Origin of the sequence: Epibacterium ulvae (assembly GCF_018678075.1) — a bacterium.
In the GTDB taxonomy this organism is placed as follows: domain Bacteria; phylum Pseudomonadota; class Alphaproteobacteria; order Rhodobacterales; family Rhodobacteraceae; genus Epibacterium; species Epibacterium ulvae_A.
In genome coordinates, this window is sequence record NZ_JAHHIR010000028.1 from 94,919 (window position 1) to 119,432 (window position 24,514).

Here is a 24,514-nt window from a genome sequence, read left to right on the forward strand (position 1 = left end):
CAGTAGATCAAGCCATCCGCTATTGCATGGATGGACTATGACATTTTTTTTTGCAGGAGGTCCTTATGGCACCCGTCGTGTACCCTACAACCAATCTTGCGGCGACCGAACAGTTGAACCTGGTTCGCGGCGAAGGCATCTATGTGTTTGACGAAAAGGGCAATAAATTCATCGAAGGTATGGCCGGCCTGTGGTGCACCTCGCTTGGATATAGCAACAGCGAATTGGCTGACGCGATTGCTGCCCAATTGAACACCCTGCCGTTCTCTCATTCCTTTGGCGGCAAAACACACCCTGCCCTGATGGAACTGGCGCAAAAACTGAGCGATATGGTGCCTGTTGAGGACGCCTATATCTTCTTTGGCAATTCAGGCTCTGACGCCAACGACTCCCACTACAAGATGCTGCGTTATTACTTCAACGCTATTGGCAAGCCGGAAAAGCGCAAGATCATCACCCGTGAGCGTGGCTATCATGGGGTAACGGTTGCCGCCGGTGCGTTGACGTCTTTGCCGGTTAACCTCGCCCATTTCGACGCCCCGGTGGAAGACCTGAACATCCTACGCACCGACGCGCCGCATTATTACACGGGCCGCCAAGGCAATGAGACCGAGGCGCAATTTGTCGACCGGATCCTCAAGAACCTTGAGGACATGATCCTGGCCGAAGATCCGAACACTATCGCTGCCATGATTGTCGAGCCGATCACCGGCGCGTCTGGCGTCATTGTTCCGCCCGAAGGGTATTACGAAAAGCTGCAAGAGATGCTGCGCAAGCATGACATCCTGATCTGGGCAGATGAGGTGATCTGCGGGTTTGGCCGTACGGGCAATGATTTTGGCTGCACCACGATGGGTATCAAACCCGACCTTATGAGTTTTGCGAAACAGCTCAGCTCGGCCTATTTCCCGATCTCTGCCTCCGTCATCCCGGGTTGGATGTACGAAGCGATGATTGAGCCGTCAAATCAGGCGGGCGTGTTTGGCCATGGATTTACCTATTCCGGCCACCCAGCCGCCTGTGCGGCCGCACTAAAGACGCTGGAAATTTATGAGCGCGACAAGATCTTTGAACATGCGGCGGATGTCGGCGACTATTTTCAGGCGCAGCTGCGGGAATCGTTCACCGATCACCCGCTGGTCGGCGAGGTGCGCGGCAAAGGATTGATCGCAGCGCTTGAACTGGTATCGAACAAGACAACCGGAGCCAGTTTTGAAAAGGCCGCCGGAGGTGCTGCAGCGCAAAAAGCATGTGAAAAAAACGGCTTGATTTTACGGGCCGTCGGCGGCAACGCTTTGGCATTCTGCCCACCGCTGATCATCACAGTGGATGAAGTGAACGACCTCATTTCGCGCGTAAAAACATCTCTAGATCAGGCATTTACGGATTTGAATGATCAAGGATTGATCGCCAACTAGCGACTAAGCCTTGTGCATCCTATGCGGTGCACAAGGCAGTTAACCTTTAGCGTTTCAGATCAAATCCATCGACGCACGGCTGAAAAATCACAAATCCGATACTCTTTTTTTTGTGATTTCCCGTGTTTCTAGGTTATAGTGAGATAGTAACGAGTTTTGTGGTGCAATACTGGCCGGACGTGCATCTGTTCCCCGCACGTCCGGTTTGCGCTTAGTAGGTTGCTATCTTTTCGGCATATGCCGTGTGGCGGTCATTTTACAGGTAAACTTGTGGTTTCCAGTATCATGTCACACGGCAATACGCTCCGCGCTTGCTACCATAGGCGCAGGATCAGCTTACATGAATTTATCGCAAATGGGTTATGCAATTTTACATACCCACCGTGCGCAAACCTGTGATCTCTTTTTCCACACAAATGTTGACAAGGCTTGAGCCATGTCCACCTCAGCGCCTATAAGCACGGCGCAGGATTGGAAGGATCAACCATGCGCACAGCACAGATCACCCGCAAAACGGCGGAAACCGAAATCATCGTGGACATCAACCTGGATGGCTCCGGTGAATACGACAATCAGACCGGCGTTGGTTTCTTTGACCACATGCTGGACCAGCTTGCGCGCCATTCGTTGATCGATATGACCATCCGCGCCAAGGGCGACTACCACATCGATGATCACCACACTGTTGAAGATACCGGCATCGCGCTGGGGCAGGCTTTGACTGCGGCGCTCGGCGACAAGAAGGGCATCCGCCGCTATGGGGAATGCCACTTGCCCATGGATGACGCCCAGGTGCGCTGCGCGCTGGATCTGTCGGCGCGTGCCTTCCTGGTCTGGAACATCGCGCTGCCTACGCAGAAAATCGGCACTTTCGACAGCGAGCTGGTGCGTGAATTTTTCCAAGGGTTCTCGACCCATGGCGGCATCACACTGCACTTGGATCAGCTGCACGGGTTCAACAGCCACCACATCGTCGAAGCAGCGTTCAAGGCCGTGGCCCGGGCGCTGCGCACCGCGGTTGAGACGGATCCGCGCAAGGCAGATGCCATCCCCTCAACCAAAGGGGCGCTTTGATGCTGACGGCCATCATCGACTACGAAAGCGGCAATCTGCACTCCGCCGAAAAAGCCTTTCAGCGCATGGCGCAAGAGATCGGCGTAGGTGAGGTTGTTGTCACATCGGATGCGGATGTGATTGCGCGGGCGGACCGGCTGGTGCTGCCCGGCGATGGTGCCTTTCCTGCCTGTGCGGCAGAGCTGCGCGGCCACAAAGGGATCTATGACGCGATGGTGGACGCGGTTGAGGTAAAGGGGCGTCCCTTCCTTGGCATCTGTGTCGGCATGCAGCTTTTGGCCACCACGGGCCACGAATATGAAGAGACCAACGGCATTGATTGGGTCGACGGCGATGTCGTCAAGATCGAGCCAAACGATGCGACGTTCAAAGTGCCCCATATGGGGTGGAATGATCTGGTGATCGACCACGCCCACCCGGTGTTTGATGGCATCAACTCAGGCGATCATGTCTATTTCGTGCATTCCTACCATTTCCGCGTGGCCAAGGCTGCGGAACGGTTGGCGCATGTGGACTATGCAAGCGATGTGACGGCCGTGATCGGGCGCGACAACATCCTCGGCATGCAGTTTCACCCGGAAAAGAGCCAGGACGTCGGCCTGCGCATGATCGCAAACTTCCTGACCTGGGCACCTTGATCAGCATTCAAACCGTCTCTCCCTTGCGGACTGCCATGGGGGAGACGCCGTATGCGCGCCGAAACGCCCGCGAGAACGCCTCACCCGAGGCATAGGCATAGCGCCGTGCCACCGCATCCACCCGCGAACCGCGTTGCAAATCCTGCTGGGCCAAGGTCAGACGCCAACGGCGCAAATAGCTCATCGGGGTCTCCCCCACAGTGGATGCAAAAACCTCAGAGAAACGCGATAGGGACAGCCCGGCCTCATCTGCGAGGCTTGCGTTGGTCCAATTGCACCCCGGCTTGTCATGGATCGCCACCACCGCACGGCTGATACGCGGATCGGCAAGCCCGGCCAAAAGCCCGGCCTCTGTCGCGCCCTGTTGCAATTGATCGCGCAGCAGACGGACAATCAGAACTTCGGCCAGCCGGTTGACCACCGATTGCGCGCCACAACGCCCGCCATCCATCTCGCTGCGCATCATCTGCACAACGCCCAAAGCCTCGGGATTGCTGGACAAATCGTAGCGCACCACATCCGGCAGCGCGACCACGAACGGGTTCACATCACCGGCCCAATCGACCTCTCCGGCCCAGAGCACAGTCTGCGCGGGCACCTCTGATACTGCTCCCGACGTATAGTAGACCAGTTGCAGCGGCACCCCGTCGTCGCCACCAAAAACCAAAAGGTTCGCACGCCCCTTATCGGCCCGTCGCACCGAAAGGTGGAATTTGGTCATCAAAGTGGTCAAACGATCCATTTCGGGTCTTTCGGTTAGGTTTTTCGTGTTTTCCTAACATTAACATGTGGCAAACCCGGGCTCAATACATTTGGCATAGGAGGCCCACCATGTTGATCCCTCGTCTGAAAGTCCCCGCCCTGTCGGTTCCAACCGTCAGCCATGGCACATTTGACCTAACGACTGAAACCGCAGAACGCGGCACCGTGATCTGCTTCTTTCGCGGCGTGCACTGCCCAATCTGCGCGACCTATTTGAAAGAGTTCGAAGCACAGGTTGATGCCTTTGCTGAACGTGGTGTGGCCACAATCGCCATCAGCTCGGACGGCGAAGAGCGCACCCGCCAGATGATCGAATCCGTGGGCGCCGAAAAGCTGCGCTTTGGCTATGACTTGTCGCTGAGCGTTGCTAAGGAATGGGGTCTTTATATCTCCACCAGCCGCGGCAAGACCTCGATCGGTATCGAGGAGCCTGCGCTGTTCTCTGAGCCCGGCCTGTTCATGGTAACCCCGCAGCAGACGCTCTATTACGGTGCGGTTCAGACCATGCCGTTTGTACGTCCTCACTTCAAAGAGCTGGTTGGCGCGCTGGATTTCGCGATCCCGAACAACTACCCGGCCCGTGGCGAATACACCGGCGACGTATAAAACATCTGCGACCTGGATCCCAACACGGGGTCCAGGCCCACGGGTTTTCCGACGGCGTATAAGATCACAAAACCAGCGCCACACATCCGTTACAAATATGGACAGTTCCCGCGTGATCGGGCAAAGGTGCCAGACAGTTTCTTTGCTCCTGAGATCCACCGCGCATCGTGTTCGTCCGACTTGAAAAATTCGACCATGTTGAAGGCCAGCACCGCTATTGCTGCGTCAGCCTCAGCCAGACTCTGTTGGGGGAATGGTGCGTGGAGCTGACCACCGGTCCTTTGGGCGACGCGGGCGGCACCACGCGGCGCAGTTATTTTACCTCCTATGCAGAAGCATTGACCCTGGCCGAAGCCAGCCGTGCACGTCAGATCAAACGCGGCTTTGTCCCCATTCCAGTGCAGCTTGGCCTGTTGTGACCAGCACCGCCGATTGCATTCCCACCCCACCTTGTGCAAAAGATCGCTAACTGAATTTTGCACAAGGCGCGCTGCCATGATCCTTTATCCCGCGATTGACCTCAAAGACGGCCAGGCCGTGCGTCTGCTGCATGGCGACATGGACAAAACCACCGTGTTCAACGACAACCCTGCTGCTCAGGCGTTGGAGTTTGTCAAAGCGGGCTGTGAATGGCTGCATCTGGTGGATCTGAACGGCGCCTTTGCCGGTGAACCGGTAAACGCGGCCCCTGTCGAAGAGATCCTGAAACAGACCAAAGTGCCTGCTCAGCTGGGTGGCGGCATCCGCGACATGAAAACCATCGCCAACTGGATCGACAAAGGTCTGGCACGGGTGATCCTGGGTACCGTTGCGGTGGAAAACCCCGATCTGGTGCGCGCAGCCGCGCGTGAGTTTCCGGGCAAGGTTGCGGTGGGCATTGACGCCCGCAACGGCAAAGTCGCGACCAAAGGTTGGGCGGAAGAGACTGATGTGATGGTCACCGATCTCGCCAAATCGTTTGAGGATGCGGGCGTTGCCGCGATCATTTATACCGACATTATGCGCGATGGCGCGATGAAGGGGCCGAACGTGCCCGCCACGGCAGATCTGGCCAATGCGGTGTCAATCCCGGTGATCGCTTCTGGCGGCGTGTCCTCGTTGGACGATCTGCGTGCGCTCAAATCCTGCGGTGCAGAGCTGAACGGCGCGATCTCGGGCCGTGCGCTCTATGATGGCGCGATTGATCTGGCCGAAGCTCTGGCAGTTTTGAAAGCCTAAGCCTACGGCTACATCGACGGCAAAATGGGCGGGGCAAATTGCGCCGCCCTTTCTTATAGGTACGGCGCTTATTCGCCTGCGGCCTTGGCCGTCAACTTGCCAAGCGCACCGGCCATTTTGGCCAGATATTCCGCTTCGGTCGAAACACCGTCCAGCTTGCCCAGCATTGCCTTTGGCTCTTCATACGACAGCCAGACATCGCCAGCGGCATCTGCATAGACCAGCACTTTCAACGGCAAGTACAGCCCCGCCAGCGCATCGTCCTGCATCGCGGGCGTGCCCAGCTTGGGGTTGCCAAAGATCAGCAGCTCCGACGGTGCCAGCTCCAAATCGACCTTGGCCGCGCCGCCTGCGTGATCAACCCGCGCAAAGACGGTGGCCCCTGCCCCGTTCACAGCCGCCTCAAGCGCGTCCATGGTTGTGGGCACGTCGTGGGCTGATTTAACCTGTGCGATTTCTCCGGCCTGTACCAAAGCTGGCATCACCATGGCTCCTACAATTGCTGCTCTCAATGTGTTCATCACAATCTCCCTCTCTACTGCGCAGCCAACTCGCACTGCGCACTGGTGTTTTAGGACGCAACCTCCTAGAAACATCCCGAAAAGGCACAGGATCACGAAAATATGCTCAAGACCCGCATCATCCCCTGTTTGGACGTGGCTGACGGCCGTGTTGTCAAAGGCGTGAATTTTGTCGGCCTGCGCGATGCGGGCGACCCGGTCGAAAGCGCCAAAGCCTATGATGCGGCCGGCGCGGATGAGATCTGCTTCCTGGACATCCATGCCACCCATGAAAACCGCGGAACCATGTTTGACGTGGTGCGCCGCACGGCTGAGCAGTGTTTCGTACCGCTCACCGTCGGCGGCGGTGTGCGCACCAAAGAGGACGTGCGCGCACTGCTCCTGGCCGGTGCTGACAAGGTGTCGTTCAACTCCGCCGCCGTGGCCAATCCGGACGTGATCGCAGAAAGCGCCGACCAGTTTGGCAGCCAATGCATTGTTTGCGCGATTGACGCCAAAACCGTCTCTCCCGGCAAGTGGGAGATTTTCACCCATGGCGGGCGCAAGGAAACCGGCATCGATGCCGTGGAGTTTGCCCGCACAGTGGCCGGCAAAGGCGCCGGTGAAATCCTGCTGACCTCGATGGATCGTGACGGCACCAAATCGGGTTTCAACCTACCCCTGACCAAAGCCATTTCAGACGCGGTAAAGGTGCCCGTCATTGCATCAGGCGGCGTTGGCAATCTGGACCACCTGGTGGAAGGCGTGACCGAAGGCGGCGCCTCTGCTGTTCTGGCGGCCTCGATCTTCCACTTTGGCGAATACACCATCCAGGAAGCCAAGGCGCATATGCAGGCCGCGGGCATCCCAATGCGGCTGGCGTGAGGAGACGCAGATGACCATTCTCCACGATCTGGAAACCACGATCCTGTCGCGCAAAACTGTGGATCCTAACAGCAGTTGGACCGCCAAACTGCTCGCCAAAGGCCCTGAGAAATGTGCCGAGAAATTTGGTGAAGAAGCGATTGAAGCCATCATCGAGGCAGTGAAGGACGACAAGGACAAGCTCGCCTCCGAAGGGGCGGATGTTCTGTACCACTTCCTGGTCATGTTGGCCGCACGTGATGTGGCGTTGGATGATGTGTTGTCCGTTCTGGCAGAGCGTCAGGGCCTCAGCGGTATCGCGGAAAAAGCGGCCCGCCCCAAGGGGTAAGCGGCCAGCGCTGTTGTTGCCTGCCAGACGGCTTTAGACGTCCATCAGGCGCGGATATTCTATTTTCGGGCATCGATCCTCGATCACACGCACACCACGTGCACGGGCCTCTTTGGCGGCCTCTGAGTGGGTGATGTCCAACTGCATCCAAATGGTCTGTAACTTGGGAAAACGCGACAGCGCCTCTTGGACGATGCCTGGCACCGCATCTGACTGTCGGAAGATGTCGATCATATCCACATCGGCCTCGATCTCGCTGAGGCTGGCGTGCACGGTCTCTCCAAACAGCGTCTTGCCCGCATGCCCGGGATTGACCGGGATGACCCGGTGGCCCTTTTGGCGCAGAAATTCACCCACGTAATTGCTGGGACGTTCAGGCTTCATTGAGGCCCCGACCAGCGCAATAACCTTGGCGGACGACAATGCGGCGCGGATGTCTTCGTCGGTTGTTAGCGGCATCTCGGCGTCCTCACTTGCGGCATACGTCATGATCGCAACCCACCAACAAAAATGCGCCCAGTCAATACTGGGCGCTAAGTACGGAACGAGGGACAGTGAAGTGATCTGCGGAAGTTCCAATCCGCAGTCCTGCTCTATTATCTGGGTCTTTGGCCGCGCATTTAAACCCTCACTCTCGAAATCGTGAGCATTTTCCTGCCTAGGTTTCAAAGCCCTAGGCTATAGCATCGTCAATCGCGCAGGATATTTGGCCAATTCTCATGCGCCATCGTCAACCGCTCTTCGGGATCGCGGCGCCAGCGCGTCTGAATGTCCGGGCTATGCAGCATATAGAGCGCGCCGTCGCGGATTTCGAAGCTGTTGGGATCACCCGACACCAAATAGCCGCCCGAAACCCCATAGGCGCAATAACCGCCAAAGCGCGGCGCATAGGCACGTGGATTGGCCTCAAACATCGCCTGATGCTCGGCTGAGGCAAACAACCACGTCACGCCTTTCCACATCACGGAATAGGACATGGCACCGTGTTCAGGTTCATCTTCGACAAAGAAGGAGACAGGATCAAAGCCGCCAATTGCGTAGCCAAGGTCCTGATAATAAATTGAATGGGCAAGTGTGCGCTGCTCGGCAAAAGCCGAGACTGGGGTCAGAACAAGTGTCAATCCAACCGCAGTTGCTGTCAAAAACCGCATTACTCAATCGTACCTTAAACCTAAAAACGCACGCCGCGTTTGATTCCAAACAGGTCTCCAAAATGCCGCATCCCGGCCGTGGATCAAGACAGGTCGCGATTATGTGATAGGGAAACCTTATTGAGAAAATCAACACACCGGGTTGATTCTAACTCAACCCGGATTTTCGCCTATTTATTGTGCAAAACAGCCCCGAAAGGTCAGTTTCATCACCCGCGCAGCGAGGCATAGAGCGCAATCGCCGCGGCGTTTGAAACATTTAACGACCCAAACCCGCCTGCCGCATCGATTTTGACAAGCTTATCGACGGTTTCCTTGGTTTTTTGTCGTAATCCAGGCCCTTCTGCGCCCAGTACCAATGCCACGGGATGCCCCGTGCGCCCTTCCAGGACCTCTTCGATGGTCTCTTCCGCTTCACCGTCGAGTCCCAGGACCAAGAAGCCCATGGACTGCAGCTCGGTGATTGTATCGGCCAGGTTGCGCATCCGCAGATAGGGCTGGCGTTCCAGCGCACCGCTGGCGGTTTTGGCCAAGGCGCCCGTCTCAGGTGCGGAATGGTGGCGAGTGCCGATCACAGCACTGGCCCCCAGAACCTCGGCAGACCGCAGGATCGCGCCGACATTATGCGGATCGGTAACACGATCCAGCAACAGCACCCGTGGCACCTCGGCGCCGATGCAGCTTTCGGCCAGCCCACCCCAGTTCAGCGGCTTCACTTCAAGCACCGCGCCCTGATGCACCGAATTCGGATCGATGGGGGCTTTGAAATTGCGCGGGTCGACCATCTCGGGCTCGATGCCGCTTTCGGCAATCGCATCCGCCAGTTTGTCACGCGCATTCAGCGTCACCATCAGGCGCAGTTTTTCCCGCTTTGGGTTCAGCAACGCATCGCGCACAGCATGCAGGCCAAACAGCCACACAGTCTCCGCCGAAGCGGCCTTTTTCGCCTGTTCTTTTTCGACGACCCATTTGGGTTTCTTGGACATTTTCCGCTCCGGACAAAAATTTTAAGGTCATCGCAAAAATCAGGTGATTTTCGTGTTGACGCCAGCAGGTGGCGGTATTAATCACGCCTCCACGTCAGGTGCAACAGTCACCTGACAGTGGGCGACAGGCCGCAAGGTGTGGCAGGGGACTGTAACTCCCTCGCGGAGACGCACGCCTGGTTCGATTCCAGGGTCGCCCACCATTTTCACTCTTTCAAGACATAATTGCAAAAGTGAGAATGGTGGCGAGATCCGCCATCGGCAAAAAATATCCCGGACTTATCCACAGACTGCGTGAAACATGAGCAATCAATAAAACATTGATTGCGCGTTATTTTTATGGGCCATTTACGCGCCCTCACGCGTCCTGCAGGCAGTTTTGCACCCAGTTTACCAAACCATCCACATCCAATGGCGCGGCCTCGGCGATGCCGCCGCTAAAGTCGTGAAACGCATCCACGTTCATTTTGTTCACGCCTGACACAACCGGAATTCCACGTTCCAGAGCCTCGGCAAAGACGACACGCATGCCGCGCCCGTTCGCTTCGTGTTTGCCAAATTTGTTGACCAAAAGAATTTGCGGTGCGGGCTCCTGCTTCAGGCTCTCTTGCACCAGTGCAACCGCGCGCTCCAATGCTTCGGGGTCCAGGCGACATCCGCGAGACTCGTGGCCCAGGGATTGTGAGATGCGAATATGCGCACCGTCCGGCAGAACTTTTACATCCATGTCGCATAATTCGGTATCGCAGATCTCTTCGTTGATCTGCACAATGCCCGCGGTTCGAATGCCCAGCTCCTGCAGCCTGTCTGCCAATGCGCTCAGCAATTTATCAGTGGCGCCACGTTCAGGGTCTCGTACATAGGCCAGTTGCATTTGGGTACTTCCTTATTTCATCCGTGCACGGCAGTGCGCCGGACAAGGCTAGCAATAGGTAGCGCAAAGCGCCAGTGGGCGCGATAATGCGCCCTGCAGTGGTAACTTCACATCGTGGTCATGCAAGCCCGTGCTTAGACCTTGCGGGCGACCATCCAGACCGTGTCATAGGTCAACGGCAGCTGCGCGCCATCGCCAAACTGGTTGCGATAGTCCGCGTCGAATTCCGCGAGCATGCGTTTGCTCCACTGGCAACCAGATCGGGCGTTGACCCCGGTCGCGCGCAGATGTCGTAGGACCTGTGATGCGGTTGCGAAATTTAAAACCACAGGCGCTTGTCTGAGCGTGACAAGCTCCATCCCGGCCGGTAACCACGCGGCCAAGGTTTCAGCGTCACTATAATTTGGTGCCGCCGCATCGGAGCCGAGGGCGACCAATTCATGGAAATGGGACGTCCCAAAGGTTGAGAGCGCCAGATAGCCACCGGGTTTTAGCGCCGCGCCAAGGCGTTCCAGCGCCAACCGCCCGTCACGCACCCATTGCAGGGTCGACGCAGAGGCCACCAGATCGAGATCTTGCGGCAGTGCGAGCTGTTCGATCGCGCCTGCGGTGAACTGCACGTTTTGACAATGCTCGCGTGCTAGCTGGCAGGCGCTGCCTTCGGCTTCACCGACCAGATCGTTCAGCAAAAGCGTGTCGATGTTATGTGCGGACACTAGCGCGCGGGTGAGATGCCCGGTGCCGCAGCCGAACTCAAACGCGCGGGTCATACGCTCGGGCGCACCGGCCCTTTGCAACATCGCAACCAAGTCCTGGGCAATGCGTTTTTGGGCAATTGCCGCATCGTGGTAGGTGTCCAACCCACGACGAAAGCTGTCGCGGACACGGGACCGGCTGTCCTGGCTACGTTGATGATCTCTCATGACCAAAACGCGTCCCATCTGGAAATTTTCTCAAATGGCGCATGGGGCGCATCAACGACACGCGGCTCCTGCCCAGCCCAGGCGCGTTGCATGTTTTGCAGGGGGAAAATCGCATCGTTCTGCGCAATCCAGACCGTATCAAAGACCGTGTCAGGCGCCGCACCCCGCCCTTCGACCGCCTGCAATTCCGCGCGACGCGCCGCGACATCGATCTCTGCCTCGCCTTGCTCTTGCCCAAAGACGCGCGTCTGGAACTGTTGATAGCTGGCTTGCGTTAACCCGTCGATGGTCCGACGATAGGCCAGCGGCGGGATCCCTTGCCTGCGGTCGACCGGGTTCAAACTGCCACAGAGAGCGACGCGGTGGCGAAACGCAGTTGGGTTTTCGGCCTGCCAATGACCAAAGGCCGCGACACCAAAGGACCAGGCCACCAGATCCACCGAAGAGTAGACGCTCAGATCGGGCAAGTCCGCATCAAGATCGCGGTAGTCATCCAGGAAATAGACATCGCGATCCTTGGGCAGCGCGTCAAACGGCGCGGATCCGACTGCCCAACCGCCAAAGACCACCATGGCCTCTTCTTGTCCCGACTGATGCAACCAGCGCCCGTTCATGGCCTAGAGCTCCCGCGCCAGGCGCAGCATGCCGGCCGTAATCTGGCCCAGCTCATCCGGCGTCGTGATGAACGGAGGCATGGTGTAGATGTTCTTACCAAAGGGACGCAGAAACACGCCCATGTCCTTGGCCCGTGCATGGGCGTCATCGGCGCTGACGCGATACTTCATCTCGATCACGCCGATCCCGCCGAGAACCCGCACATCCGCCACGTTTTCCAGATCGCGCGCAGGGGCCAACTCCGTGGCCATCTGCGCGGCAATGTCCGCAACACGGGTGCGCCAATCCTGCGCCGTCAACACATCCAGCGCCGCCTTGGCCGCGGCACAGGCCAAAGGGTTCGCCATATAGGTCGGTCCATGCATAAAAATACCCGGATTGCCGCCGCCGACCCCTTTGGCCACGCGGTCATTGGTCATAGTGCAGGCAAAGGAGATATGCCCACCGGTCAAACCCTTGCCAAGGCAGATGATATCCGGCTCCACATTGCAAAAGCTCGTAGCGAACAGCTCTCCGGTGCGGCCAAAACCGGTTGCGATTTCGTCAAAGATCAACAAAATACCAAGCTCATCACAGATCCGGCGCGCCTGATTCAGATATTCGGGGTGGTAGAAATACATGCCGCCGGTGCCTTGGACGACCGGTTCCAGGATCAAGGCTGCGATTTTGTGCTGGCCAGTTTCCAGCGTGCGACGCAGCTCGGCCAATCCGTTGGCGCTTGGATCCTCTGGCCAATCTTGCCCTAACACCGCCGGTGGACGCGGGACAAAATGCTGCACGCTAAGCGCGCCTTGGAACAGATGGTGCATGCCAGTGTCGGGATCACAGACGCTCATCGCTTTCCAAGTGTCACCGTGATAGCCGGAGCGGACCGTGGCAAATTCACTGCGCCCGGGGTGGCCAAGGGCGTGCTGATACTGCACCGCCATTTTCATCGCCACTTCAACCGAGACCGAGCCGCTGTCGCAGTAAAAGATCCGGGTGAGCGTGTCCGGTGTGATTTCCAGCAGTTTCCGCCCCAAATCGACAGCAGGATCATGGGTCAACCCGCCGAACATCACATGTGGCAGGCGGTCCAACTGGTCATGCATCGCGCGGGTAATTTCGGGGTGACGGTGACCATGCATCATGCACCACCAGGACGACATCGCATCGATCAACCGCGTGCCATCGTCGAGCGTCAGATGGACGCCCTCGGCCTCTTTCACGACAAAGGTAGGACCCGGTTTGGTGACATTGGTATAGGGGTGCCAAAGATGGTGCTGGTCAAACTCCAGCTGCGTCAGGTCGCGCATGATGTCCCCTCCATCGTGTTGCGGATCAGATCCAGTTTCAGGTTCTCGGCGACGGCGGATTTCACGGTCTTGGGTGTCACTTCGGCCAAATGAGGCAAGCACCCCAGGTGCGCGACCGCGCCAAAGCTGCAAATCGTGTCTTCGACATCCGGGGTGGTCTCCCCCACAAAGATGATGCCCACAACCGGCACCTGCGCCGCACGCAACGCACGGAGCGACAGGAGGCTGTGGTTGATCGTACCAAGCGCGGTGCGTGCGCATAAAACAACCGGCGCCTGCCAACGGGCAAAGAGATCCAAGTATAACGTATCCCGGCTCAAGGGCACCATGACCCCGCCTGCGCCCTCAACGACAAACGGCCCCTTCCCCACTGGCAAGGTGAGCTGCGATGGGTCAATCGTGACACCTTCGGCCTCGGCCGACAGATGGGGCGAGGCGGGCACTTGCAGGCGATAGGTTTCGGGCAAAATCGGCTGGCCGGTCAGGCGCGCAACAGCCTGTGTGTCGGTTTCCTCTGCCAATCCGGATTGCACAGGTTTCCAATAGGTTGCCCCGAGCGCCTGCGTCAGCCCGGCTGAGACCACAGTTTTGCCGATACCCGTATCCGTTCCAGTGACAACAACCGTGTTCATGTGAAATCCTGCCGCAGTTGCGCGAGGTCCGAGAACATCGAAGAAATGACACCCGCGTCTGTGTTCAAAGTGATCGATAGCCGCAGACGTGAGGTGCCGCGTGGCACCGTGGGCGGGCGGATGCCGCGAATGTCGTAGCCGATTTCTTGCAAGCCGTGTGCCAGAGCCATCGTGGGTTTGTCGCCGCCGATGATCACCGGCATGATCTGGCTTTGAAAACCGCTGAGCCCACAAAGCCGCGCGGCCTCCCGGTGGGCATGATCAACCGTCGCGCGCGCGCGGCGTCGCAGATCGTGGTTTTCCGCCACTTCCCGTAGAGCCGCCCGCACGAGCGCTGCATTCAACGGCGAGGGTGCCGTGGCATAGATAAAGCTGCGCGCCTTGTTGATCAGCGTGTCCACCAAGACCCGCGCGCCGCAGATCAAAGCACCAGACACCCCGAGCCCTTTGCCACAGGTGTGCAGGCACAGGACGTTTTTATGATGCGCAACCGCATGTGCGACGCCACGCCCAAGGTCCCCCATCACAGCTGTTGAATGCGCCTCGTCCACGACCAGCACCGCGTCATGTTGTTGGGCGAGCTGAAAGAGGTCCGAAACGGGGGCGATGTCGCCATCCATTGAGTAGACGCCTTCAACCGCGATCCAGATCCGCCCCGCGCCGCCTTCGTTTCGCCATGCCGCAATTGCATCCCCTGCGGCCTGAACGTCACTGTGCGCAAAGCTGCGTGTCTCGGCCCGACCAAGGCGCATACCGTCATGGGCGCTGGCGTGGATCAGCGCATCAAACAGCACCAGATCGCCTTGCTGCGGCAGAGTTGAAAAAATTGCCATATTGGCATTGAACCCACCACCCATAAAGAGCGCGGCCTGCGTGCCAAAGAAGGCAGCAGCTTCATCCTCAAGCTGTTGATGCTCATCCGCGTTGCCGCGCAACAGACGGGACCCGCCTGCCCCAACTGGAACACCACGCGCAATTGCATCGCCTGCAGCCTGCCGCAGCACATCGCTGTCGGCGAGGCCCAGATAGTCGTTCGAGGCAAAGTCCTGCCCTTTGCGCGGCAAGAGCTGGCGCAATCGCCCCCGCTCCTGCAGGCGATCCAGCGCCTGCGCATGCCGCGCAAAACGAGCCGCCATCAGCGGCTGCCGTCGCACCCCGCCGCCATAGCGGTGATGCCTAGACGGTTGAACAGGGCGACATCGTGGTCTTCTTCGGGATTGTCTGCGGTCAGAAGCGTGTCGCCGACAAAGATCGAATTCGCACCGGCAAAGAAGCACATCGCCTGCAGCTCATCTGTCATATCGGTGCGACCGGCAGACAGGCGCACATGGGATTTCGGCATCAAGATACGGGCCAGCGCGATGGTGCGCACGAATTCGATCGGGTCCAGTTTTTCCACGTCAGCCAAGGGCGTATCCGCGATGGGGATCAGCATGTTGACCGGCACGGAATCCGGGTGCTCTTCCAATGTCGCCAGCGCCAGTAGCATATCGATACGGTCCATCTGCTGCTCACCCATGCCAACGATACCGCCGGCACAGACCTTGATCCCGGCTTCGCGCACACGGTTCAGCGTGTCGATCCGGTCGGCAAAGGTGCGGGTGGTGATGATCTCTTTGTAATAGCGCTCAGAGGTGTCGATATTGTGGTTGTAATAATCCAGCCCCGCATCGCGCAGACGGAAGACCTGATCCTCTTCCAACATGCCAAGGGTCATGCAGGTTTCCATCCCCATCTCTTTGACCCCGTGGATCATCGCCTCAAGCGCGGCCATATCGCGATCCTTGGGCGAGCGCCAAGCGGCCCCCATGCAATAGCGCGTGGCGCCTGCTTCCTTGGCTTTGCGGGCCTCGGACAGCACACGCTCAACCTCGATCAATTTGGCCGCTGAAAGCTGGGCACCGTTGCGTGCAGATTGCGAGCAATAGGCGCAGTCTTCGGGGCAGCCGCCGGTTTTGATCGACAGGAGCTTGGACATCTGCACCTGATTGGGATCAAACAGTGCTCGGTGAACCGTTTGCGCCTGGAACAAAAGATCCATGAACGGCTGGTTGTAAATTTTCTCGGCTTCCTCACGCGTCCAGTCGGTGCGAATAGGGGCTGCGTCCAGCATGGAGATCTCCTGCGATCATTTTATCTATAAAAATTCGCCACACATTCGGCGAGTTGGCAGCTTTTATAGATAAGTATCTGCTTACTTATCAAGCCCGCATTTTTTCGTAGAGCGGCTTGGACGCTTTGCACGACAAAGGGCGGTACATTTCGCACCGCCCTCGCCCCATTTGAGATGTCGAATTAGAATTCGAAATCAAATTGTCCGGTGATCGACAGCTGCGTATTTGTGACTTGAACGCTCTCCTCCAAAAGAACGTAATCCTCGAACACGATCTGGCTTTCGACTGCGGTCCCCACGCCAACGGTCAGGATAGAATCTGTGCCATCCAGTGTTACGTCAAAGTTGGACGTATCCGTGCCGTCGATCGAGATCGAGATCCAATCACTCTCTTCGAAATCGCGGATCGTGTCGTTGCCAAATCCAATATCCATGTCCTCACCGGCGTGAACGAAGAATTCAAATGTATCAGCGCCAGAGCCGCCTTCCAGAAGATCGTCGCCCTCACCACCATTGATCACATCGGCGGTCGCATTGCCCAGAACAGTGTCGTCTCCGATTCCACCGTAAAGATAGTCGAAGCCATCACTGCCGATCAGCACGTCATTGCCAGCGCCACCCGAAACAACAAAACCATTGTCTGCAGAGCTGAACAAAACATCGTCTGACACAACGTTAAATTCAGAGCCATGGAACGTGTGACGGAGGTTTACAAAGCCATCTTCTGGCAACTCGTACGTCGGCAAGATGTAGCTTTCGAGTGTAATCGTGCTCTCTTGCTCTGTGCCTTCGGCGATGGTCAGGACCGTGTCCGTTTCGGTATATTCAGCTGAGATCGAGAACACGCCGGATTGGCTGTCAAAGATCCGCAGCGTGTCGCCTTCGCCAAAATCCGTGATCGTGTCGTTGCCGTGGCCGATATAGACCTCATACCTGTCGCCACCACCGTTACCGGTCAGAACATTGTCGCCGTCAAAGACCTCGAAGCTATCCGAGCCCGTGCCGCCGATCAAAACATCTTCGCCGCCGCTCGCATAAAGGAGGTCGCCCCCTTCATCTGAAGCGATCAGCGTGTCGTTGCCCAGTCCCCCGTTCAAAAAGTCGTTGCCGCCTACAGCGATCAAGAGGTCGTCGCCCGCATACCCTTGAAGGTCATCTTGTACCTCTGCGCTTCCGGTCAAGATGTCATCGGATACGACACCATCAGGTACGAAGCCGAATCCAAAGGAGTAGTCCACAACTGTGTCGTCTTCAAACGGACCCGCAATGTAGTTCACCAAACGCAGCGTGCTTTGCCCCGGGGTGCCCGCCGCCAAAACCAGAAGTGTATCGTTCCCATCATAAGTCACATCGAACGAAACCGGTGCGCCACCGAAATTGAAGAAATACAAAAAATCCCCGGCACTGAAGTCCGTCACGACGTCATTGCCTGCGCTGAAATCCGAGCTGAACTCTAGATAGAAATTGTCGTTGCCCGCGCCGCCGGTCAGGACGTCATCGCCGCCGTAACCACCCGAAATCCAATCGTCGCCTTCCAGCCCCGATACAGTGTCATTCCCTTCACCGCCTTGAAGAAAATCTTCACCGGCCGTGCCCAAAAAAAGCTCTCCCTCGACAACTTCACTGGTTGCAGAAATTTCTGATATAATTGACATAGCTTGCCTCCTAAAATTGCAGGCACAGGTAGCATCCCCAAGGGTTAACAAATTCTTAATTTTCTATGTTTAGATTCCTAATTTCAAAATAAAAAACATCTGGACAAATAACCACAAACATCTAACAAAAAACCATAATAAACGAATACGCAACCTCGAATCATCTCACCTTATTCGACAAAGTGAAATCTAAGAGAAACCGCCGGATAGCGCTCGTTAGACCCAAGACACGCGATCCAGTGTGGTGAACCGCTGGCCATCGCTGGGTTCTCATGTATGACGCTACATGTTTTTCATGGCGGCCTTCGACGCGCTGTGGTTACTGATCTGATCAGGAACTATTGCGCATGAGGAACCTCAGACATGGCACAGCGTCACGGGCGTCGAACCTTCATCACCTCAAGCCATTGGGGCGCGATGGAAGTGGATGTTGACGGTGATCGGCTGACCGCAGCACGCCCTTTTGCGCGCGACCCAAATCCGTCCAAAATTGCACATATTCTACCGGACGCCGTACATCATTCATCCCGCGTCGCGCGGCCCGCGATCCGGCGCGCTTGGCTTGATCGCCGTGACCGCTCTGGCCGGGGCGAGGGTGACTATGTGGACCTCCCCTGGGACGAGGCTTTGGACATTGCGGCGCAAGAGATTGACCGCGTTTGCACGACCCATGGCAATGACGCTATTTTCGGCGGCTCTTATGGTTGGGCCTCGGCTGGGCGGTTTCATCACGCCCAAAGCCAGGTGCATCGGTTTTTGAATGCGATCGGCGGCTATGTGAAATCCTTTGGCAGCTATTCCACCGGCTGTGCGCAATCCATCATGCCCCATGTGTTTGGCATACCCTTCCTGAAATACACCTACGACTCGCAAGACAGTTGGCAAACTATCCTGGATCACACCGAAACTCTGGTGATGTTTGGCGGTATCAACCCCAAGAACAGTCAGGTCTCGATGGGCGGGATAACCGAGCATGAAACCGAAGATTGGTTCGACCGCTTTGCCGCCAAGGGGATGCAGCGCATCAACATCGGCCCCCAACGCAGCGACGCGCCCGAGGGCTGCGCATGGATGCCCTGTCGTCCGGGATCCGACACGGCCCTAATGCTGGCCCTGGCTTTTGTCCTGGAAGAGGAAGGTCGCACCGACCATGCGTTCCTTGCGCAATACACCACAGGGTTCGAACGCTTCCGCCCCTACCTGATGGGAGAGGTAGACGGGCAGCCGAAATCGCCAGAATGGGCCGTAGCGCTGTGCGGTGTCGCAGCCGCGGAGATTCGCACGCTTGCGCGCCGTATGTCGACCACGCGCACCTTGATCACCGTTGCTTGGTCCCTGCAGCGCGGTGAGCACGGCGAGCAACCCTATTGGATGAGCGCAGTCCTCGCAGCCATGCTCGGCCAGATCGGCCTGCCGGGCGGCGGCGTTGGATATGGCTATGGCGCCATCGGCACAATTGGCAAGTCGATGCGCGGCCCACGGGGAGCCACCCTTCCCCAAGGCGACAATGCGATCAAGACCGTCATCCCCGTCGCGCGCATTTCCGATATGCTGCTGCACCCCGGTGAAGACTATGATTTCAACGGCAAACGTGAACCCTACCCCGATATCCGGCTGGTCTATTGGGCGGGCGGCAATCCGTTCCACCACCATCAGGATCTCAACCGGCTGCACCAGGCCTGGCAGCAGCCCGAGACCATAATTGTAAATGAACCCTGGTGGACCGCGACGGCCCAGCGCGCCGATATCGTGTTTCCGGCCACAACCCCATATGAGCGCGAAGACATTGGGCGTAGCGATCTGGACGAGTACCTCTACCACATGCCGCAGCTGATCCCGCCCGTTGGGGACGCCCGCGATGACTACGCGATTTTTGTGGGTCTTGCAGAGCGGTTGGGCGCGACTGAGACCTTTACCGAAGGGCGCAGCGCTCAGGGCTGGCTGGAACATCTTTACGGTGAGCTTGAAACAAGCGCCCAAGGCTTGGGGCTGGAGCTGCCAAGCTTTGACGCGCTCAAGGATCAGAACTGGGTCAAGCTACCGGTCGCGCAGAAAGAAGCGCCGCCATCATTCCTCAACCGGTTTCGTGCGGATCCAGTTGGTCGGCCCTTGGCAACGCCTTCCGGCAAGATTGAGATCTTTTCTGAGACGATCGACAGCTTTGGCTATGCGGACTGTCCGGGGCATCCCGTTTGGTTGCCGCCGTCAGAATGGCCGGGTGCAGCAACCGCTGCCGCACCCTTGCATCTGGTCTCCCCCCAGCCCGGCGACAAGTTGCACAGCCAATTTGAAAGCGCGCTGGCAGATCAAGCCGGTGCGCGGCCTGAACAGCTGATCCTGCACCCGGATGACGCGGTCCCCCGTGGGATCGAAACCGGCATGCTAGTCAAAGTGTTCAACGCGCGTGGAGTTTGCCGCGCCCGCGCCATGATCAGCGAGGACATCACCCCGGGCGTTGTCGCGCTGCCCACAGGGGCATGGTACGGCAAACCCGGCGCGCTGATCGACCCCAATGGCAACCCTAATGTCCTGACCAAGGACGTCGGCACCTCACGTCTGGGACAAGGGTGTTCTGCGCACACCGCACTGGTTGAGGTCACTAAAATCGATTGACCCGGCGCGTCGTGCATCATCAACGAGACGTCAACCACACTATCCGAGGCCGTCACCTCACCGTTAACGCCAGCTTAAGAATTCTTGCTTAACGACAAGTAAATTAAAGCGCGGTCTGGTGCCCGTTCTGGATCGCAATAGCCCTTTGCTCTCTCGCCATATGTGACGCTTAACCATAAATTTACCCCTTTCCCGCGCATGAAAATTCCAGATGCTGGCGAGACAACTTTTAACCTGATCAGCACGGGGAGGCCCGCATGGCGATTTTGTTTGGAAACTCTCCGACCGGGAGCACAATCACGGTAACGGGTTCCATCGGTTCGGTGCTTGGCGATCCGAGCCAACAGGATGTGACGTCCGTCAGCGGAGTCCTTGGGACGGCTGGCGTTGACCTTGTTTCGATTTCCGGCAACTCCAATCTGTTCAATGGCGTTTCGGTGTCCGGTGGCAACGATGTCGTCACGATCTCTGACACATTCGGAGCGCAAGTCGCCCTCGGCGCAGGCGACAATACCTTCACCCTGACGGACAGCACGCTCTATGGGGTGATCAGCAGCGAAGGTGGCGACGACGCGATCAGCTTGCTCGACAGCACCGCAAGCGGCGGCATTGCAAGCGGCGCAGGCAATGACACGATCCAAGCGACCAGCGCGGCCTTTGATCAAATCGGCGGGCTCTCTGCCGGTGACGGTGCAGACGTCATCCGCATCACCGGCGTCACGGTAAACACCCGGTTTGAAACCGGCGATGGCGCGGATGCCGTCGAGCTCACTGACACCACGATCAATGCGGAGTTGGACACCGGCGACGGCGACGACACGATTTCTGCGCAAGACAGCACTTTGAACCGGGGATTGGACAGCGGTGATGGTGATGATCTGGTTGAGATAACCGGCAGCACGGTCAACAACGGGCTCCTGCTTGGTGATGGCAGTGACACGCTGCTGTTGTCTTCATCGGTTCTCAACAACGGCCTGAACGCCGGGGATGGCGACGACAGGATTGCCCTCACTGATGACGTCACAATCTTCGGTCGGATTAATGGCGGTGATGGCACCGACCACCTGTCGCTGCCAGTTGGCACGGAAATCAACGACCGCACGCTGGGGCGTTTCACCATTGAAGAAGGCGGAGATTATACCCTGTCCCAAGGGCGCCTGACCCTGCCCGGTGGCCATACCATTCGGTACTCCAATCTGGAAACCGCCAGCACAGCGCCCTGTTTCGTTGCGGGCACATTGATTGACACGCCCCGTGGGGCAACTGCGGTCGAGGCTCTGCGGATCGGCGATCTGGTTGAGACCATCGATCAAGGCGCGCAACCCATTCGCTGGATCGGAAGCCGTCTTTTGACGCGCAAGCAGTTGGATCAATCGCCCAAACTGCGCCCCGTTTTGATACCTACGGGCGCTTTGGGCACAGGCTGCCCAGCGCGTGATCTTTACTTGTCGCCGCAACATCGCGTCTTGGTCAAATCCAAAATCGCCCAACGCATGTTTGGCACGGACGAGGTTCTGGTGGCCGCGATCAAACTGGTTGGCCACGCCGGTATCCAACAAATCCGTCCTCAAAGCTCGATCTGTTACACGCATGTTCTGTTAGACCAGCATCACCTGTTACAGGCCAATGGCACGGTGAGCGAAACACTGCTGTTAGGCCAAGAGGCGTTGCGCGCCCTGTCAGAGGATGCCGATCACTGCCTTGCGCTGCTGGCAGCATCAGGCCCTGTGCCTGCCGCGCAGCAACGGGCGACGGATGCCGCGCGGCTGATCCCCGAACAGGGCAAACGCATCAAAACCCTGCTGCGCCGCCACCAAGCCAACGGCAAACCCCTGCAAGCGTCCCTGCAAAACCAAGTCGCGTGCGTCAATGTCGCCTACTCACACCTAGCGCCGATTGTGGAAGATAAATCCCAAGAAGTTCAGCAACAGCTGCGCTGCCAGGATCTGAGTGCTTTCTGAAGGGTCATAGGCAGGTGCGACTTCGACCAGGTCGATGCCAACCACATCGCCGCGCGTGCTCAACCCCTGCAAGATTTCCAGCACATCATAGTACAGAAATCCCCCATGGCTGGGCGTGCCGGTGCCAGCTGCGATGGAGGGGCAAAAGGCGTCGATATCGATGGTCACATAGTATCGCTGACCCTCCGGAATGCGCGCCAAGACCGCATCCGTGCCAAGCTTGCGCACTTGGCGCACCGACAGGATGTCAGACCCACGCGCACGGGCATCCTCGTAGCCTTCCTTTGCGGTTGAAGAGACATTACGGATGCCAAGCTGCGTCATCCCGGAAACGTAGTCTTTTTCCATCGCGCGGCGCATCGGGTTGCCATGGCCCAAAGTGACCCCGTGGCGGTCATCCACAAAATCCAAATGGGCATCGATCTGAATGACATGGATCGCCCCGTTCTGCGCACAGTCATCTGCAAAAGCATTGATGCAGGGAATATTCACCGAATGATCGCCACCGATGGTCACAGGCAGTGCGCCAGCTTCCAAAATCTTGCGGACGCCAAATTCGATATTGGCATGGCTTTCTTCGGTCTTGGTATGAATGATGTCTGCATCGCCGAGATCCACAATGCGTACGTCTTCACCCAGATAGGTCGCATCGTCCTCGTGATCATAGGCACCCGCGTGACCGAAACTAAAAAGCGTTGAGGCCTCCCGCACCGCACGCGGTCCAAACCGTGCACCCGAACGATACTGCGCGCCAAAATCAAACGGCGCCCCCAGTATGGCGACATCGGCGTCGATTGTTTCCCAGTCCTGTACATACGGCGACTTGCCGAATGTCGGAATTCCGACAAAGGGGAGGTTCAAGCGGCCCGCATCATATCCATGGGATGACATCGGCATTCCTTTATTTGCGGCCAACACATGTAGCCAATCCTTGATTGCGGTGTCCCAGGCGGGCGTTAAAAAACCCGGGCACCGTTTGCAGAAAAGGACCTCACAATTTGAAATGGAAAATGTCTAGCCTAGAATGCTCGATGCGCGCGGGCCTGCGCTGCAAGAGTGATCGAGCGCATCAAAAGTAGCTGCCAGGCCGATCCCCGGTGTGATCATCATTCCAGCACGTAACGGGCCCGCAGGTCGAACGCGGGCCAGCGTTTAGCGATGTGGCGTCAATTCAAACGATCACCGGTAAGTGGCGCAAAGTAGGACACTTTGCCCAGATCAAAAGCCAGCGACAAGGCGTGTCCCGCCTGCGCCGAAGTTTCCGCATGAAGACGCGCGGTCACCTGTTTCCCGCCCAGATGGGACACCACATAGGTGTCTGCTCCAGCCGGTTCGACCATCTCCACCATGCATTCGGCCTCTTGTACGTCGGCGCCAGATCGGAAGCCGCTTTCGGCGATGTCTTCGGGACGCAGACCCAGCAAAACATCCGCTGGCAAGTCAAGATCGCGCTGATCCATCAGCTTCAACGGCGCGCCGTCGGGACGAGAGATTTCCAGCACGGTGTTGCCCTTTTCCTTGTGGGTTTTGGCCGGGATCAGGTTCATCGCGGGCGAGCCCATGAAGTCCGCCACAAAGAGGTTGGCGGGCGTGTTGTAGATCTCAGCCGGGGTGCCGATCTGCTGGATCACGCCGCCTTTCATCACCACAATCTTGGTCGCGAGGGTCATCGCTTCGATCTGGTCGTGGGTCACATAGACCATGGAGGCCCCAAGGGTCTGGTGCAGTTTCTTGATTTCAGAGCGCATCTCAACCCGCAGCTTCGCGTCCAGGTTCGATAGGGGTTCGTCAAACAGGAACAGCTTGGGATCCCGCACCAGCGCGCGTCCCATGGCAACCCGTTGACGTTGCCCCCCCGAAAGCTGGCCGGGACGCCGGTTGAGCAGCGATTCGATCTGCAGCTGGGCCGCAACTTTCATCAGCTTGGCCTCTTGGGTGGCGGCATCTTCGCCGCGCACTTTCATGCCAAAGGTGATGTTCTTTGCCACGCTCATGGTCGGGTAAAGCGCGTAGGACTGGAACACCATCGCGATATCGCGGTCCTTGGGGCTGACGTGGGTCATGTCCTTGCCGCCAATGCTGAGGTGGCCGTCGGTGATGGGTTCGAGACCGGCGATACAATTCAGCAACGTGGACTTGCCACAGCCCGACGGACCAACCAGCACCAGAAAGTCGCCGGGTTCGATGGAGACGTTGATATCCTTGAGGATTTCGACGTTTCCGTAGTTTTTGTAGAGGTTTTTAATATCAAGAATAGGAGCCATGGG

At 57.8% G+C, this 24,514-nt stretch carries 25 protein-coding genes and 1 tRNA gene; 11 read left to right on the forward strand and 15 right to left on the reverse strand.

Translation table 11 applies throughout. The features are described from left to right. Nucleotides 1-65 precede the first annotated feature (65 nt). The 3 genes from KMP13_RS07540 (at nucleotide 66) to hisH (ending at nucleotide 3,130) form a co-directional block, all read left to right on the forward strand. On the forward strand, nucleotides 66-1,418 hold the full coding sequence (locus KMP13_RS07540; RefSeq protein WP_215265232.1) for an aminotransferase: 1,353 nt from the start codon (nucleotides 66-68) through the stop codon (nucleotides 1,416-1,418). A 486-nt stretch (nucleotides 1,419-1,904) separates the two neighbouring features. Beyond that, entirely contained in the window at nucleotides 1,905-2,492 is a 588-nt protein-coding gene (hisB, locus tag KMP13_RS07545) for an imidazoleglycerol-phosphate dehydratase HisB (RefSeq protein ID WP_215265233.1), read from the forward strand. Next, entirely contained in the window at nucleotides 2,492-3,130 is a 639-nt protein-coding gene (gene hisH / locus KMP13_RS07550) for an imidazole glycerol phosphate synthase subunit HisH (protein ID WP_215265234.1), read from the forward strand. Before hisB ends, hisH begins: the two co-directional genes overlap by 1 nt. 7 nt (nucleotides 3,131-3,137) lie before the next feature. Here hisH and KMP13_RS07555 read toward each other — a convergent pair whose 3' ends face one another. Next, entirely contained in the window at nucleotides 3,138-3,872 is a 735-nt protein-coding gene (locus KMP13_RS07555; protein WP_215265235.1) for an AraC family transcriptional regulator, read from the reverse strand. 89 nt (nucleotides 3,873-3,961) lie between these two features. Between KMP13_RS07555 and KMP13_RS07560 the strand changes: the two genes are divergently transcribed. The 3 genes from KMP13_RS07560 to hisA all read left to right on the forward strand — a co-directional run bounded on the left by KMP13_RS07560 (nucleotide 3,962) and on the right by hisA (nucleotide 5,716). Further along, entirely contained in the window at nucleotides 3,962-4,498 is a 537-nt protein-coding gene (locus KMP13_RS07560; protein ID WP_215265236.1) for a peroxiredoxin-like family protein, read from the forward strand. 167 nt (nucleotides 4,499-4,665) lie between these two features. After that, nucleotides 4,666-4,917, forward strand: a complete 252-nt coding sequence (locus tag KMP13_RS07565) for a WGR domain-containing protein (protein WP_215265237.1) — start codon at nucleotides 4,666-4,668, stop codon at nucleotides 4,915-4,917. Nucleotides 4,918-4,993: 76 nt separating this feature from the next. After that, nucleotides 4,994-5,716, forward strand: coding sequence for a 1-(5-phosphoribosyl)-5-[(5-phosphoribosylamino)methylideneamino]imidazole-4-carboxamide isomerase (gene hisA / locus KMP13_RS07570; RefSeq protein ID WP_215265238.1), 723 nt, complete (start codon nucleotides 4,994-4,996; stop codon nucleotides 5,714-5,716). A 68-nt stretch (nucleotides 5,717-5,784) separates the two neighbouring features. On the opposite strand, the gene KMP13_RS07575 is transcribed toward hisA, so the two are convergent. Continuing rightward, on the reverse strand, nucleotides 5,785-6,237 hold the full coding sequence (locus tag KMP13_RS07575) for a DUF302 domain-containing protein (protein ID WP_215265239.1): 453 nt from the start codon (nucleotides 6,235-6,237) through the stop codon (nucleotides 5,785-5,787). A gap of 102 nt (nucleotides 6,238-6,339) precedes the next feature. Here KMP13_RS07575 and hisF point away from each other — a divergent pair, with 102 nt between their 5' ends. Beyond that, complete coding sequence (gene hisF, locus KMP13_RS07580) at nucleotides 6,340-7,101, forward strand: imidazole glycerol phosphate synthase subunit HisF (RefSeq protein ID WP_215265240.1); 762 nt, start codon at nucleotides 6,340-6,342, stop codon at nucleotides 7,099-7,101. A gap of 10 nt (nucleotides 7,102-7,111) precedes the next feature. Next, a complete protein-coding gene (locus KMP13_RS07585; protein WP_215265241.1) occupies nucleotides 7,112-7,429 on the forward strand; it encodes a phosphoribosyl-ATP diphosphatase in 318 nt (105 codons plus the stop codon). Between the two features lie 33 nt (nucleotides 7,430-7,462). On the opposite strand, the gene KMP13_RS07590 is transcribed toward KMP13_RS07585, so the two are convergent. The 3 genes from KMP13_RS07590 to rlmB form a co-directional block, all read right to left on the reverse strand. Next, nucleotides 7,463-7,888, reverse strand: coding sequence for a CoA-binding protein (locus KMP13_RS07590; RefSeq protein WP_215265281.1), 426 nt, complete (start codon nucleotides 7,886-7,888; stop codon nucleotides 7,463-7,465). A gap of 230 nt (nucleotides 7,889-8,118) precedes the next feature. Beyond that, nucleotides 8,119-8,580 carry a YHS domain-containing (seleno)protein gene (locus KMP13_RS07595; RefSeq protein WP_215265242.1) on the reverse strand — a complete coding sequence of 154 codons (462 nt, stop codon included), beginning with the start codon at nucleotides 8,578-8,580 and terminating at the stop codon, nucleotides 8,119-8,121. A 209-nt stretch (nucleotides 8,581-8,789) separates the two neighbouring features. Next, entirely contained in the window at nucleotides 8,790-9,566 is a 777-nt protein-coding gene (rlmB, locus tag KMP13_RS07600) for a 23S rRNA (guanosine(2251)-2'-O)-methyltransferase RlmB (protein WP_215265243.1), read from the reverse strand. Nucleotides 9,567-9,685: 119 nt separating this feature from the next. Between rlmB and KMP13_RS07605 the strand changes: the two genes are divergently transcribed. After that, nucleotides 9,686-9,769: transfer RNA gene (locus KMP13_RS07605), tRNA-Tyr, on the forward strand. 155 nt (nucleotides 9,770-9,924) lie between these two features. Here the strand turns inward: KMP13_RS07605 and KMP13_RS07610 are convergent. The 8 genes from KMP13_RS07610 to KMP13_RS07645 all read right to left on the reverse strand — a co-directional run bounded on the left by KMP13_RS07610 (nucleotide 9,925) and on the right by KMP13_RS07645 (nucleotide 17,673). Continuing rightward, on the reverse strand, nucleotides 9,925-10,440 hold the full coding sequence (locus KMP13_RS07610) for a DUF2478 domain-containing protein (RefSeq protein ID WP_215265244.1): 516 nt from the start codon (nucleotides 10,438-10,440) through the stop codon (nucleotides 9,925-9,927). Between the two features lie 134 nt (nucleotides 10,441-10,574). Further along, entirely contained in the window at nucleotides 10,575-11,363 is a 789-nt protein-coding gene (locus KMP13_RS07615; RefSeq protein ID WP_215265245.1) for a methyltransferase, read from the reverse strand. Next, nucleotides 11,360-11,977 carry a pimeloyl-ACP methyl esterase BioG family protein gene (locus tag KMP13_RS07620; protein ID WP_215265246.1) on the reverse strand — a complete coding sequence of 206 codons (618 nt, stop codon included), beginning with the start codon at nucleotides 11,975-11,977 and terminating at the stop codon, nucleotides 11,360-11,362. The genes KMP13_RS07615 and KMP13_RS07620 overlap by 4 nt, the downstream gene beginning before the upstream one ends. A gap of 3 nt (nucleotides 11,978-11,980) precedes the next feature. Then, a complete protein-coding gene (gene bioA / locus KMP13_RS07625) occupies nucleotides 11,981-13,273 on the reverse strand; it encodes an adenosylmethionine--8-amino-7-oxononanoate transaminase (RefSeq protein ID WP_215265247.1) in 1,293 nt (430 codons plus the stop codon). Continuing rightward, nucleotides 13,261-13,905, reverse strand: a complete 645-nt coding sequence (gene bioD, locus KMP13_RS07630) for a dethiobiotin synthase (RefSeq protein WP_215265248.1) — start codon at nucleotides 13,903-13,905, stop codon at nucleotides 13,261-13,263. Before bioD ends, bioA begins: the two co-directional genes overlap by 13 nt. Beyond that, on the reverse strand, nucleotides 13,902-15,041 hold the full coding sequence (locus tag KMP13_RS07635) for an 8-amino-7-oxononanoate synthase (protein ID WP_215265249.1): 1,140 nt from the start codon (nucleotides 15,039-15,041) through the stop codon (nucleotides 13,902-13,904). Before KMP13_RS07635 ends, bioD begins: the two co-directional genes overlap by 4 nt. Further along, nucleotides 15,041-16,018: a biotin synthase BioB gene (gene bioB / locus KMP13_RS07640; RefSeq protein ID WP_215265250.1), complete on the reverse strand. Its 978-nt coding sequence runs from the start codon at nucleotides 16,016-16,018 to the stop codon at nucleotides 15,041-15,043. The genes KMP13_RS07635 and bioB overlap by 1 nt, the downstream gene beginning before the upstream one ends. 182 nt (nucleotides 16,019-16,200) lie before the next feature. Continuing rightward, nucleotides 16,201-17,673, reverse strand: coding sequence for a calcium-binding protein (locus KMP13_RS07645; RefSeq protein ID WP_215265251.1), 1,473 nt, complete (start codon nucleotides 17,671-17,673; stop codon nucleotides 16,201-16,203). A gap of 363 nt (nucleotides 17,674-18,036) precedes the next feature. Between KMP13_RS07645 and KMP13_RS07650 the strand changes: the two genes are divergently transcribed. Next, nucleotides 18,037-20,286 (forward strand): molybdopterin-dependent oxidoreductase, encoded by a 2,250-nt coding sequence (locus KMP13_RS07650; RefSeq protein WP_215265252.1) that lies wholly within the window; start codon nucleotides 18,037-18,039, stop codon nucleotides 20,284-20,286. A 257-nt stretch (nucleotides 20,287-20,543) separates the two neighbouring features. Further along, complete coding sequence (locus KMP13_RS07655; protein ID WP_215265253.1) at nucleotides 20,544-22,247, forward strand: Hint domain-containing protein; 1,704 nt, start codon at nucleotides 20,544-20,546, stop codon at nucleotides 22,245-22,247. Here the strand turns inward: KMP13_RS07655 and speB are convergent. Continuing rightward, on the reverse strand, nucleotides 22,173-23,138 hold the full coding sequence (gene speB / locus KMP13_RS07660) for an agmatinase (protein WP_215265254.1): 966 nt from the start codon (nucleotides 23,136-23,138) through the stop codon (nucleotides 22,173-22,175). The two genes, KMP13_RS07655 and speB, sit on opposite strands and share 75 nt — an antisense overlap. Nucleotides 23,139-23,413: 275 nt before the next feature. Next, on the reverse strand, nucleotides 23,414-24,511 hold the full coding sequence (locus KMP13_RS07665; RefSeq protein WP_215265255.1) for an ABC transporter ATP-binding protein: 1,098 nt from the start codon (nucleotides 24,509-24,511) through the stop codon (nucleotides 23,414-23,416). Nucleotides 24,512-24,514: the final 3 nt, after the last annotated feature.